Origin of the sequence: Staphylococcus sp. GDY8P47P (assembly GCF_016892225.1) — a bacterium.
GTDB lineage: Bacteria > Bacillota > Bacilli > Staphylococcales > Staphylococcaceae > Staphylococcus > Staphylococcus borealis.
In genome coordinates this window covers 1-13,368 of sequence record NZ_JAFENV010000021.1, presented here as the reverse complement: position 1 = coordinate 13,368, position 13,368 = coordinate 1, and the positions used below count along the sequence as shown (strand labels likewise).

Genomic DNA, 13,368 nt, shown 5'->3' with positions numbered 1-13,368 from the left:
TTTATATTCTATCACATTTTAATAAGTTGCAAAAAAATAGAGCAAACATTCAGAATCAATGACCAATTAATTCTAAATATTTCCCCTATACAAGTTATTGCTGTGCAAGTAAGCTACCTAACAATGGCATTAAATTAATCATAATGCCTCCAAGTTTCAATAATCCACTGATTTCTTTATCTTTAAATGTAATGATTGCACTTATAATACCTAAAATTGCAACAACTCTAGGAATCGTAAGCGAAGGATATTGTGGCATATTGAAGAAAACACCTGCTCCTGCAATCACACCACATACTAAGGAAATATATAAAAACTGTTTCAACACTCACACTCCTTTAGTAAATAAATGACATAAATATAAAATGAAATATTAGATATAACTAATAATTAATGTAAAGTCTCCTTCAAAAACGCTATCTAAATCTTCTGAAGTTAACACGAAGTTAGAACCTTTTTGAATTTTAAAGATTTCGCCATCAACAATCATTTGTCCATCACCATTAAGGACAGAAACAAGACAAAATTCTCTTGGTTTCATATAATTTAGCGTTCCACTGACTTCCCATTTCACCATTGTAAAGAAATCATTAGACACAATGTGACTACACTTATGATTTTCAATAATTTCATTTTCCGGAACAATACTTGATAATTCTTGAGAATATTGAATGACATCTAATGCTTTATCGATATTCAGAGAAGAAGGTTGATCACGTTCTCTATCATAATCATATAGTCTATATGTAATATCTGAAGACTGCATTGTTTCATATACTGTAATTCCTGCACCAATTGAATGTACCGTGCCAGCAGGAATAAAGTAAAATTCTCCAGGTTGTACGTTTACCTTTTTGAGTGTTTCCATGAATTTATCTTGTTCGATTTGCTCTTCTAATTCTTCTTTTGAGTTAACTGATGTACCAATGATCACTTCAGCATCTTCTTCAGCATCGATAATGTACCAACATTCTGATTTGCCATATTGCCCATTTTCATATTCATAAGCATAAGAATCATCTGGGTGAACATGAATCGATAATGGTTCCTTAGCATCAACGATTTTACATAGTAAAGGAAAATCCTTACTTGGAAAGTCTCCAAATAGCTCTCTATGTTGCGTCCATACTTGATCTAAAGTTTGTCCTGCATAAGGACCATTAAGAATCATACTTTTACCATTTGGGTGTGCTGAAATTCCCCAGCATTCTCCAACTGATTCGCTTGGAATGTCGTAATTAAATTGTTTTAGTTTATTACCGCCCCAAATTTTGTCGTGAAAAACAGGCTTTAAAAACAATGGCATAATTGCACCCCCTAAAACCGTTAAAGGCCGTATTCTCTATTTCTAAAGTAAATAATAATTTGCTGTTTAATATGTATTAAAACCTAAAAGTCAATTATGTAAGCGTTGAATTATAGTCATGCTAAAGGATGAGCACGACCAATATAATCACTCGTATCTTTATTATATCAACTTTAGTCCTATTTTAATAGAAATTATTAAAAGGATAAAAGAAGTGATCGTGGGATTGACGTTCAATTTGCTAGGCCCACGACCACTAATACAAGGATGACTAGCGCTAAAAAGAATTAGTTTAATTATTACTCAATACTGTTAACTACTGCGATTAAGCAATACAACTTCTTATTTTCACCTTTTAACATAGTCACATAATGTGTATACAAAATAGTCATCTTTAAACTTTACTTATTCATATGAAGATAATGCTTCGCGAATTGATTGATTACCGGAAACAACTTGAAATTCTTTATTCACAAATTTGTTATCTGATGTTGCAACTTCTTTTAACACGCTTGCTACATCTTCTCTAGGTATAGCACCTCTACCATCAAAATATAATGCAGTTTCAATTTTAGAAGTGCCTTCTTTATCTTCTAAAGCACCTGGGTGAACAATCGTATAATTTAATCCAGAATTAATTAAATGCTCATCAGCGTAATGTTTTGCAATCGTGTAGGGTTTTAAATCACCACTTGCATCAAATGCTTCTCGACGGGCATCATACGTTGATACCATAATGTAGTGCTTGATATTAGCTTGTTTACTTGCTTCAATAGTTTTAATTGCACCATCTAAATCTACAATAATTGTTTTATCTGCACCTGTACTACCACCAGAACCTACTGAGAATATCACTTTATCAAAGCCTTTAAATGTTTGAGTTAAGTCTTCAATACTATCTTTTTCAACATCGACCAATGTTGCTTTACTTCCCTCTTGTTTTAATGATTCTACTTGCTCATTTTTTCTAACACCAGCTGTGAAGTCAACATTATCTTCTTTTAATTGTCTAACTAATTTTGAACCTACGCCACCATTAGCACCTATAACTAATAAACTCATATAAATCGGCCTCCTTATTAAATCTATATCCTTGCTTTAACCACTTTCAGGAAAATTAAAACGTCAGTCATTTTTTTGACATAGATATCATAATGTATTAAATTAATATATGAACATATTTTTATATATTAATAAGAGGTGTTTCACATGACGGTTCATGTTAACGATTCAAATGAAGAAGCTATTTTGAAACAAACAACAGAAATTTTCAAAGCTTTAAGTGATTACAATAGGCTAAGAATTCTTCGCTTGCTAGATCAATCAGAGGCAAGTGTTGGGCATATTACACACACACTAAATTTAAGTCAATCTAACGTGTCTCATCAGCTTAAAATCCTCAAACAAGCAGGACTTGTTAAATCTTTAAGGCAAGGCCAGTCAAAAATTTATTCGCTTGATGATCAACATGTTTCTACGTTATTGAAACAAGCCATTCATCATACAATACATCTAAGAGGTGACTATTCATATGACTAATCATTCGCACTCACATTCACATGTTCATACGAATAATAAAAAGATACTAAGCATTTCATTTATAATCATTGGGCTTTTCATGGTAATAGAAATTGTAGGTGGCTTTATTGCCAATAGTTTAGCATTATTATCTGATGGGTTACATATGTTTAGTGACACGGTTTCACTAGGTGTCGCACTGATTGCCTTTATTTACGCTGAAAAGAATGCTACATCTACTAAAACATTTGGTTATAAACGCTTCGAAGTATTAGCTGCATTATTTAACGGCGTAACTTTATTTGTCATCAGTATAATTATCATTGTCGAGGCAATTAAAAGATTTTTTGTACCACCTGAAGTTCAATCAACAGAAATGTTTATCATTAGTTTAATTGGTTTAATCGTTAACATTGTTGTAGCTATTATTATGTTTAGAGGTGGCGATACATCACATAATTTAAATATGCGTGGTGCATTTGTCCATGTTCTTGGAGATCTATTAGGTTCTATAGGGGCTATTATCGCTTCAATTCTAATTTGGACATTTAACTTTACCATTGCAGATCCAATTGCAAGTATATTAGTCTCACTATTAATTTTGAAAAGTGCTTTTGGTATTACACAATCATCGATTAACATTTTAATGGAAGGGACACCTTCCGACATTGATTTAGAACAAGTCATTTTCACCATTATGCATCATGAGGAAATACAGAATGTTCATGACTATCATGTATGGACCATTTCCAATGATATGAATGCATTAAGTTGCCATGCAGTCGTAGATAAATCACTTACGATGGATGCGTGTGAACAATTACTTAAACGAATAGAACATGACTTAGCACATCTCAATATTCAACATATGACGATACAATTAGAAACACCAAAACATCAACATGATGACACTATATTATGCTCTGGTGCCATGCATCATCATACACATTAAAATAATTTTATTAGATATTAATCAAGGGTTGGACTATAAATTCAATTAGAATTCTGTCCAACCCCTATTTCATTGCTTATAGAAAATGGTCAAATATAAGTTGCTTTGCTGGTACTTGTTTTTCGTCAAAACCTTGTAAATATTCTTCATTATCATAAGGAAGTTTTATTCTTTCAATTGAGAACTCATTATCATTAATCGTTACGATACCGTAAACTGCATTAGCCCCATTATTTAGACCTACAGCACCAGGATTAAAGTAAATCGTTTCATTATCATCATATAAATGCATCTGATGATTGTGACCAAATGCAATTAAATCAGCATCTTTATCTTTGAACAGCTCAATAATATTGTCTTTACTATTCTCAGTGATTGGACTAAATGGTTGTCCTTCAATGCCAGTTTCTAATTTTTGATTTTCAATTTCATAATGAATGAATAGTAATTTTTTCCCACAAATTGTTTTTTCAATGTATCTTGGCAATAAGTTGATTTGGTCGTAATAATCCTCATCCATATGACTCTCTATCCATTGATGATGTTCATAAAATTTATCCTTTAAGTCTTCTGGATAAGGCGTGCCATTTACTAATGACATAACCGCTTCATCATGATTACCAGCAATAATTTCCATATCATCACGATCAAATATGATATCTAATACTTTATTTGTTTCATGACCAATTCCGATATTGTCCCCAAGATTATAAATTTTATCAATATCTTCTCTATTATCAATATCATCTAAGACAGTTTGTAATGCATCGAAATTACCATGCACATCTGTAATAATCGCGAATTTCATGATGATATCTCCTTTCAAAATTTAATCATTAGCATATTTTAACACTTAATCTTGAAATATGTTAGATATTATTTTAAAAAAAGTATAAATTTTGATATTGTATTTATATTAAAGTAAAGGAGTGCTTATATTTGTTCAAATATCATAGTTTGGCATTAAAAAATGCTAAGCCGCAAATTCTTAAGACGATTCTATTTAGTATCGTAAGTTTTATTGTAGTATTTGCGGTTTTTACTGTTGCTAGAACTTTCTTTATGCAGTATTTCATGCAAATGCAACTAGCAGCACAATTTCAACAATCATCGGGTCCATATTTAATAATTATGATCCTAGCTTTATTACTGGGATTACTATTCTTTGTATTTGCTGGTTATCAATTACTAGCAGGTGCAATTAACGTTATCGCTAAAGCAATTTCAAGAGAAGATGTTCATTTTAGTGATTTAGTCGTAGCTTTTAAAAAAGGTAAATATGGTAAGAGTTTACTTCTATCATTAATTACCATTGGTTTATTTATCGTGATGTACTTAATTATAGTAGCATTAAATTATTTATTTAATTTAGCTTTAACGCCTTTATTTACGTCATTACAGTCAGCAGTCAGTGCATCTGACAATGCTATTGCTATTTTACTAACGATTCAAATTATAATTTTAATTATCATTGGTTTAATAACATCAATCGTATCTTGGTTCTTTTTCATATTAATGATTAATTATACTGTGTCATTAGTGCGTGAATCTAATCATAGCGCTATTTCTCACTTTAAAAATGGCTTTAAAGGAATTAAAAATGGTCATAAAACATGGTTAAAATTCTTTATTGCTGTGCTTTTAATCAATTTAATTATTATTATCATTACACAACCGCTTGGGACAATTCTTTCTGTAGCAACAGGTAATATGTCTCAAAAAGTTGCTACAGTTATTTTATATGTAGCACAAATCATCATTATTGTATTACGTTTAATCCTTTATTATATTCTTATCATGGGTGTAGTACAGTACTTCTTAAAACGTGGTGAAACATTAAGTACGACACCAAAAGAGAAGAAAACTAAACGTAACAAAGCAACGCGTAAAAATGATACGTTAAGTAAACAAATTAATGATGATAAAGCGCATCAATCCACTAAAGACGTTGCAAATGATCATTCAAATAAAATGAAGCGCAATGTTGAACAAAAATCTGAAAATATTAAAGATGAAGCTAGTAAAAATCTAAATAAAGATAAATAATATAAATAAGGTGGAACCTATGCCAGTGAGGGGTTCCACCTTATTTTTTATCGATATTATTTTAAAAATTTACTTTCTAAGAATAATGCAGCCCCATCTTCTTCATTCGTAAATTCCGTTACCTCATCAGTAATTTCTTGTATTTCTGATCGTGCATTTTTCATGGCAACACTATACCCTCCAAATGCAAACATAGCTCTATCATTATCACTATCTCCTATAACTAGTGTATCCTCTTGTTTAATGTTGAAATGGTCGATCATTTCTTTAATACCTGTTCCTTTATCTGTATGCTGCGCCATTGTTTCAGCGTTAAATCTTGATGAATTAGAAACACTAATATTTAAAAGAACTTGGTTCTGAATAAGTTCATCTCTGAAAGTAGTTATTTTCTCTAAGTTTGTTGTAAATAAATAAATTTTAGCATAGTTATCGTCAGGTATATGATCTTTCCAATCAATCTTACCAGCCATTGCATCTCGTCTAGATTTCCATTCACTTTCACTTACATGATTCGGCGGTGTATCACCTTTAATCATTTCTTGCATCCAAACTTTATCTTCCTTTAGTGCTATTCTTGAGTCATTAAACGGGAATACTTCATAATATATTTCCTGTTGTTGTGCTAATGATACGATTCGTTTAACACTTTCAGTTGATAAACAATGCATAAATAGATTATCACCATTGATTTCCCCACTTGTACCATTTGAACTAATGATGCCATCGACTTCAAATTGAGGTGGCACAAGTTGATTAATTTCAGAATAAGAGCGTCCTGTTGCTAGGAATACTTTATATCCTTTTGCTCTTAAATCATCAATAACTGTTTTTGTTTTAATTGAAGCTTGATTATCTTCATGTAAAATTGTTCCATCCATATCTAGAAAAATCGCTTTGATATTATTCAATGTCATATCGCTTTCTCCTTTAAGTATCTTTTATAAAATTGTGGCATTATTTGATGAAATGTGCAATGACCTTACTTTTTTTAATATAAAGAATATCGTTGTTTATCATTTACGCCGAGGTACGTTTTTCCATCGAAATCAACATGATACCACCTCATAACATTACAATTGTAAGATAATTCCGATATTTTATCAAAGTATCACTTGCATACATTATTGTGTGGTTAGATGTATAAAAAAAGAGCAAGCCCAAATCCAAATGAATTTGTGATCTTGCTCCATTGAATGTATTTTAAACGAATGTAGTCCTATTTCCTAAAACTCAAATGAACTATTCAACTGTAACTGATTTAGCTAGGTTACGAGGTTTATCTACATCTAAGCCTCTGTGTAACGCTGCATAGTATGCAATTAATTGTAACGTAACAACAGATACAAGTGGTGTTAATAATTCGTGTACATGAGGGATGACATACGTATCTCCATCTTTTTCTAAACCTTCCATTGAGATAATACAAGGCTTAGCACCACGTGCAACAACCTCTTTAACATTACCACGAATAGATAAGTTAACCTTTTCTTGTGTAGAAAGTGCGATAACTGGTGTACCATCTTCAATTAAGGCTATTGTACCGTGTTTAAGTTCTCCACCAGCAAATCCTTCAGCTTGAATGTAAGAAATTTCTTTTAACTTTAATGAACCCTCAAGGCTGACATTATAATCCATTGTACGACCAATAAAGAACGCATTACGTGTTGTTTCTAAGAAATCTTTAGCAATTTGTTCCATTTTAGGTGTATCATCAACGATTGTCTCAATAGCAGTTGTTACTTTAGCTAATTCTCTTAATAAATCAATATCATTATCTCGACCATGTGCTTTGGCTACAACTTGAGATAAAATTGATAAAACTGCGATTTGAGCTGTATATGCTTTCGTAGATGCAACTGCAATTTCAGGACCAGCATGTAATAATAATGTATGATCTGCTTCACGTGATAATGTTGAACCAGCTACATTTGTAACCGTTAGTGATTTATAACCTAATTTGTTAGTTTCAACTAATACCGCACGACTGTCTGCAGTTTCCCCTGATTGAGAAATATAGATGAATAAAGGTTTTTCAGACAATAATGGCATATTATAAACAAACTCAGAAGCTACATGAACTTCAGTTGGTACGCCAGCCCATTTTTCTAAGTATTCTTTACCTACTAATCCAGCGTGATAGCTTGTTCCTGCAGCAATAATATAAATACGATCTGCAGCGGCAACATCTTTAATAATTTCTGGATCAATTTTCAAGTCGCCATTTTCATCTTCGTATTCTTGAATAATACGACGCATAACTGCTGGTTGTTCATTAATTTCTTTAAGCATATAGTGGTCATAGATACCTTTTTCAGCGTCTGAGGCATCAATTTGAGCCGTATACGTATCACGATCTTGAACATTACCATCTTGATCTTTAATGATTACACTATCTTTCTTAACGATAACGATTTCATGGTCATGAATTTCTTTATATTCATTCGTAACTTTAATCATAGCTAATGCGTCTGAGGCAATAACATTGAAACCTTCGCCAACACCAACTAATAAAGGTGATTTATTTTTAGCTACATAAATCGTGTCTCTATCTTGGTTATCAAGTAAACCTAATGCATATGAACCATGTAATAAAGATACAACTTTAGAGAAAGCTTCTTCAGTTTCTAAACCTTTATTTGAAAAGTATTCAACTAACTGTACAATGACTTCTGTATCCGTCTCAGATTGGAATGTTACATCTGCTAAGTACTCACTTTTTAATTCTTCGTAGTTTTCAATGACACCATTATGAACTAATGTGAAACGTTCACTATTAGATTGATGTGGATGTGAGTTAACAGTACTTGGTACACCGTGAGTAGCCCAACGTGTGTGACCGATACCAACATGCCCATCCGTATCATTATTGTCAGCAACTTTTCTTAATTCTGCAATACGACCTTTTTCTTTAAATACAGTTGTACCATTATCATTTGCAACTGCAATACCAGCTGAATCATATCCTCTGTATTCTAATTTTTCTAATCCTGATAATAGCAATTCTTTTGCATTATCATATCCGATATATCCTACAATTCCGCACATAAATTTTTCCTCCGTTAAATATAGCTTGAAAATTTTATCTGTTATATAAAATTTAAATAGGTTAAGAGATTTTACAACTTTGTAATTATCTTTTAGATAATATCTTTTAATATTGATATTTTATCTTTATCTTATTTACCCTATTAAGCCATATTATATTTCTAAGATTTTTTTAAATTTAGGCATTCTTATTATTTTTGTGCATTTAGTTACCTAAATGTTTTAAATAATAAGCTAACGAATGAGCCACATCCGGAATAGCATCCGCCGATAAGTTCGATGACTATTCTCCTCGTCTGCAATAATATAAAATGTTCTACAATAGTTCTCATATTTAACTTTTGATCATTGAAACACTTATATATTGCCCTGGCGCTTTGTAATTATTTTTATACTATCCTCCTTCCAATATTATTTATTTTACACTTTTCAGATAAATGAATGCAAACAATTTCCAACCTTTTTAGCGAAAAGTAAAAATAAATATATTTTATAATTTTCAAAAATAGGTAAAAATTAATCTTAATTATTAAATTAATGCTAAACAATATAGCAATCAACAGAATGTAAGCACTTTCAATGCAATATATCTATTAAAAAACCTCCAAAGTTACAATTTAATGTATACTTTGAAGGTTTATAATGTACGAGATAAATTATTATTCTAAGCCCATTTTTGCTTGTACTTCGTCAGCAATACGTTGAGCAAAACGTTGCGCGTCTTCATCAGTTGAAGCTTCAACCATAACACGAACTAATGGTTCAGTACCTGAAGGTCTAACTAAAATTCTACCTTCACCGTTCATTTCAGTTTCAACTTCATTCATTACATTTTTAACATCTTCATTATCTTCAACATGGTGTTTATCTGTAACTTTAACATTAATTAAAGACTGAGGATACTTTTTCATTTGCGCAGCTAACTCACTTAGTGGTTTGCCACTCATTTTAATTACGGCAGCTAATTGAACACCTGTTAGTAAACCATCACCTGTCGTATTGTAATCCATCATAACAATGTGACCTGATTGTTCACCACCTAAGTTGTAATTTCCTTTTCTCATTTCTTCTACTACGTATCGATCTCCAACTTTTGTTTTATTAGATTTGATACCTTCATTTTCAAGTGCTTTATAGAAGCCTAAGTTACTCATTACAGTAGAAACAATCATGTCATTGTTTAATTCTTGATTTTTATGCATTTCTTGACCAATTACAAACATAATTTGGTCCCCGTCAATGATATTACCTTTTTCATCAACGGCAATTAAACGATCTCCATCTCCATCAAATGCTAAACCAAAGTCGCTTTCAGTTTCTAGAACCTTTTCAGCTAACAATTCAGGATGTGTTGATCCACAATTGTCATTAATATTATAACCATCAGGACTACAACCAATAGTTTCAGTATCTGCTTCTAAATCTCCAAATAAGAAAGGCGCTAGTGCTGATGTAGAACCATTTGCACCATCTAATGTTATTTTTAATCCTTCTAAATTAACATCAATTGTTGATTTTAAGTAACTTAAATATTTTTGAGCACCTTCAAAGTAATCTGAAAAATGAACAATATCTGTACCAACTGGTCGTGGTAAATCCGGATTTTCTTGATCTAATAATGCCTCTATTTCTTCTTCTTGAGCATCTGATAATTTGAAGCCATCTGCTCCGAAAAACTTAATGCCGTTATCAGCAACAGGGTTATGTGAAGCCGAAATCATAACACCTAATTCAGCACCCATTTCTCTAGTAAGATAAGCTACGCCGGGTGTAGATATTACACCCAATCTCATAACTTCTGCACCAATTGAAGCTAAACCTGCAATTAAAGCAGATTCTAGCATTTCGCCTGATACACGTGTATCTCTACCTACTAAAACTTTAGGTCTATCAGCATCCTCGTTATGTGCTAATACATAGCCACCATAACGGCCTAACTTAAATGCTAATTCAGGTGTTAACTCTTTATTAGCTATACCTCTTACTCCATCCGTACCAAAATATTTTCCCATTATAAATACTCCTTTATAAAATGTTTTAGTTTAAACTTATATGTGCTGTTATGTCATCTGGATCAGCTTTTTTCACTTTATCTGGTAATTGCAATTGAACGTTCTGATCTGTCGATTCTGTAATATTATCAAGATCAACTGTCGCTTCTATCTCATTAATATCTTGCAAATCATCTCTGTTACCATAAATTTCAATTTCTTCTTCATCAAGCGTTATATTATCTAAACTAGCACCATTAGGTAAACTACCTTTTTGCTTGATTTTAACTTTAACCTTTTTACTATACTCTTGAAGTTTAACATTGAGTTTTACTTCATTTGGTTGAATATTAACATCCAATTTATTTAATGATTTATCAAATGCAGTTACATCTGCAACATCCGATGTGTCTTGACTTAATTTATTTGCATCCTTAAAAGTCGCTTTTAAGTATGCGATTTTCTTAAGTTGTTCTCTACCACCTGTTACTTTAACTGAATTAGGCTCTACAGAACTATCTCTAACTTTATAATTTGGGTCAATATCATCTTTACCTATATCTGCCTGAACATGCATCGTTTTCGTTTCTTTATCTTCTAAAGTGACATAAGCTTGTTTCGGTTTAACATTATAATTGATATCATTACTCAAGCCTTTAACAATGTAATCCTCTTTATACTTTCCTGCTTTAGCGTTCGATAAATCTACTGCAACTTTAATATCGTCCGTATTTTCAATTTTAATTAACTTAGACTGTGGACCTGAAACAGTAACATTAACCGTCTCAGGAGCTTTAGTTACATGTAAATCCTTAGAATTATAAATTATCTCTACTGGTACATCTTCAATTGTTTTAGATGAATTTTGTGATAAATTATCATTATTGAAAATGTTACCAAACACATTATTAACTGATAAATAGAAAAAGATTGCTAATAAAAGTGCAATAAATCTAAGACCCCATTTGCTCTCTAGCATCTTATTTCACACCTTTCTTTTGAAAGCGTGTTCCAAACCAATGTTCGGCTAATAATTCTTCAAATACCTCACTCGAGATATCTCTACGTAATTTGCCATCAAATGTTACTGATATCGATCCCGTTTCCTCTGAAACAACGATTGTAAATGCATCTGAGACTTCAGAAATACCTACTGCTGCTCTATGTCTAGTACCTAGGCTTTTAGAAATTTTAGCACTATCTGATAACGGTAAGTAACTCGCTGCACTCGCAATCTTAGAATTTTGAATTATCATTGCACCATCGTGTAACGGTGTATTCGGTATAAAGACATTAATTAATAATTCTTGTGATATTTCAGAATTCATCGCTATACCCGTTTCAATATAATCCTGCAATCCCGTTTCCTTTTCAAATACGATTAAAGCACCTATACGTCTTTTAGCCATATACTGAACAGCCTTTGAAACTGCTTGAATTAACTTTTCTTCATCATGACTGTATGTATTAGTATAACGTTTAAATAAGCTTCCACGACCCAACTGCTCTAATGCTCTTCTAATTTCTGGTTGGAAAATGACAATAAGTGCAAGTACCCCCCATTGAATTACGATATCAAAAAGCTTAGATGTGGCAGTTAAATTTAGAATTTTACTCACTTGTTGCCCAATAACAATAAAAAGTATACCTTTGAGTAATTGAATCGCCTTGGTTCCTTTAAATACAGTAATGAGAAGATAAAGGACATACCATACTATAAGTAAATCCAGCACACTCGTTACAATTTTTAATGTACTAAGATTATCAAAAAAGTTGGAAAAATCCATAGCATCTCCTCCGAATATTTTTTCCATAGTCATAATTATACCAATGATAGTGACAACTGTCATATGTGCAAACACATTGTATTAAAAAAAATAATAAGTATATAACATCATTCTTTTCAAACTCATTCTATCCCTTTTCATAAATATTATGAATACAATATGTTAAAAACTTTTATATTATAGTATTGTTCAAAAACACAAAAAAAGCACTCCTATTTAGGAGTGCTAGTGAGTGAGCCATAGAGGATTCGAACCTCTGACCCTCTGATTAAAAGTCAGATGCTCTACCAACTGAGCTAATGGCTCTAATGGCTGGGCTAGCTGGATTCGAACCAGCGCGTGACGGAGTCAAAGTCCGTTGCCTTACCGCTTGGCTATAGCCCATTAGAATGGTGGAGGGGGGCAGATTCGAACTGCCGAACCCGAAGGAGCGGATTTACAGTCCGCCGCGTTTAGCCACTTCGCTACCCCTCCGAAATATAAATGGTGGAGAATGACGGGTTCGAACCGCCGACCCTCTGCTTGTAAGGCAGATGCTCTCCCAGCTGAGCTAATTCTCCAACATGGTGACTCCTACGGGACTCGAACCCGTGTTACCGCCGTGAAAGGGCGGTGTCTTAACCGCTTGACCAAGGAGCCATGGCTCCGCAGGTAGGATTCGAACCTACGACCGATCGGTTAACAGCCGATAGCTCTACCACTGAGCTACTGCGGAATAAT

Annotated in this window: 12 protein-coding genes and 6 tRNA genes; 3 read left to right on the top strand and 15 right to left on the bottom strand. The window is 32.5% G+C overall.

Annotated features, from left to right (window positions below; genetic code table 11):
• Window positions 1-94: 94 nt before the first annotated feature.
• From JVV30_RS09325 to JVV30_RS09315, 3 genes are all read right to left on the bottom strand, one after another.
• Window positions 95-325 carry a hypothetical protein gene (locus JVV30_RS09325; protein ID WP_053031508.1) on the bottom strand — a complete coding sequence of 77 codons (231 nt, stop codon included), beginning with the start codon at window positions 323-325 and terminating at the stop codon, window positions 95-97.
• Between the two features lie 48 nt (window positions 326-373).
• Entirely contained in the window at window positions 374-1,306 is a 933-nt protein-coding gene (locus tag JVV30_RS09320; protein ID WP_053031510.1) for a type I phosphomannose isomerase catalytic subunit, read from the bottom strand.
• Between the two features lie 405 nt (window positions 1,307-1,711).
• Window positions 1,712-2,368 carry an SDR family oxidoreductase gene (locus JVV30_RS09315; protein WP_070855646.1) on the bottom strand — a complete coding sequence of 219 codons (657 nt, stop codon included), beginning with the start codon at window positions 2,366-2,368 and terminating at the stop codon, window positions 1,712-1,714.
• Between the two features lie 147 nt (window positions 2,369-2,515).
• Between JVV30_RS09315 and JVV30_RS09310 the strand changes: the two genes are divergently transcribed.
• Window positions 2,516-2,845, top strand: a complete 330-nt coding sequence (locus JVV30_RS09310; RefSeq protein WP_070855647.1) for an ArsR/SmtB family transcription factor — start codon at window positions 2,516-2,518, stop codon at window positions 2,843-2,845.
• Window positions 2,838-3,776 carry a CDF family zinc efflux transporter CzrB gene (gene czrB, locus JVV30_RS09305; protein WP_204194040.1) on the top strand — a complete coding sequence of 313 codons (939 nt, stop codon included), beginning with the start codon at window positions 2,838-2,840 and terminating at the stop codon, window positions 3,774-3,776. Before JVV30_RS09310 ends, czrB begins: the two co-directional genes overlap by 8 nt.
• A gap of 76 nt (window positions 3,777-3,852) precedes the next feature.
• Here czrB and JVV30_RS09300 read toward each other — a convergent pair whose 3' ends face one another.
• Window positions 3,853-4,584 (bottom strand): metallophosphoesterase family protein, encoded by a 732-nt coding sequence (locus JVV30_RS09300; RefSeq protein ID WP_070855649.1) that lies wholly within the window; start codon window positions 4,582-4,584, stop codon window positions 3,853-3,855.
• Window positions 4,585-4,715: 131 nt separating this feature from the next.
• Here JVV30_RS09300 and JVV30_RS09295 point away from each other — a divergent pair, with 131 nt between their 5' ends.
• Window positions 4,716-5,822, top strand: a complete 1,107-nt coding sequence (locus tag JVV30_RS09295) for a lytic transglycosylase (RefSeq protein WP_070855650.1) — start codon at window positions 4,716-4,718, stop codon at window positions 5,820-5,822.
• Window positions 5,823-5,878: 56 nt separating this feature from the next.
• Here the strand turns inward: JVV30_RS09295 and JVV30_RS09290 are convergent, their stop codons facing one another.
• From JVV30_RS09290 to JVV30_RS09240, 11 genes are all read right to left on the bottom strand, one after another.
• Window positions 5,879-6,733: an HAD family hydrolase gene (locus tag JVV30_RS09290; RefSeq protein WP_239469356.1), complete on the bottom strand. Its 855-nt coding sequence runs from the start codon at window positions 6,731-6,733 to the stop codon at window positions 5,879-5,881.
• 331 nt (window positions 6,734-7,064) lie between these two features.
• Window positions 7,065-8,870 (bottom strand): glutamine--fructose-6-phosphate transaminase (isomerizing), encoded by a 1,806-nt coding sequence (gene glmS / locus JVV30_RS09285; protein WP_053031525.1) that lies wholly within the window; start codon window positions 8,868-8,870, stop codon window positions 7,065-7,067.
• Window positions 8,871-9,529: 659 nt separating this feature from the next.
• Window positions 9,530-10,882 (bottom strand): phosphoglucosamine mutase, encoded by a 1,353-nt coding sequence (glmM, locus tag JVV30_RS09280; protein WP_070855652.1) that lies wholly within the window; start codon window positions 10,880-10,882, stop codon window positions 9,530-9,532.
• Window positions 10,883-10,907: 25 nt separating this feature from the next.
• Window positions 10,908-11,840 carry a CdaR family protein gene (locus JVV30_RS09275; RefSeq protein WP_053031529.1) on the bottom strand — a complete coding sequence of 311 codons (933 nt, stop codon included), beginning with the start codon at window positions 11,838-11,840 and terminating at the stop codon, window positions 10,908-10,910.
• Between the two features lies 1 nt (window position 11,841).
• Complete coding sequence (cdaA, locus tag JVV30_RS09270) at window positions 11,842-12,648, bottom strand: diadenylate cyclase CdaA (RefSeq protein WP_053031531.1); 807 nt, start codon at window positions 12,646-12,648, stop codon at window positions 11,842-11,844.
• 233 nt (window positions 12,649-12,881) lie between these two features.
• Window positions 12,882-12,954, bottom strand: a tRNA-Lys gene (locus JVV30_RS09265).
• Between the two features lie 3 nt (window positions 12,955-12,957).
• Window positions 12,958-13,032, bottom strand: a tRNA-Gln gene (locus tag JVV30_RS09260).
• A gap of 6 nt (window positions 13,033-13,038) precedes the next feature.
• Window positions 13,039-13,122 (bottom strand) — tRNA-Tyr (locus JVV30_RS09255).
• 10 nt (window positions 13,123-13,132) lie between these two features.
• Window positions 13,133-13,208: transfer RNA gene (locus JVV30_RS09250), tRNA-Val, on the bottom strand.
• A gap of 4 nt (window positions 13,209-13,212) precedes the next feature.
• Window positions 13,213-13,287, bottom strand: a tRNA-Glu gene (locus JVV30_RS09245).
• Window position 13,288: 1 nt separating this feature from the next.
• Window positions 13,289-13,363 (bottom strand) — tRNA-Asn (locus JVV30_RS09240).
• Window positions 13,364-13,368: the final 5 nt, after the last annotated feature.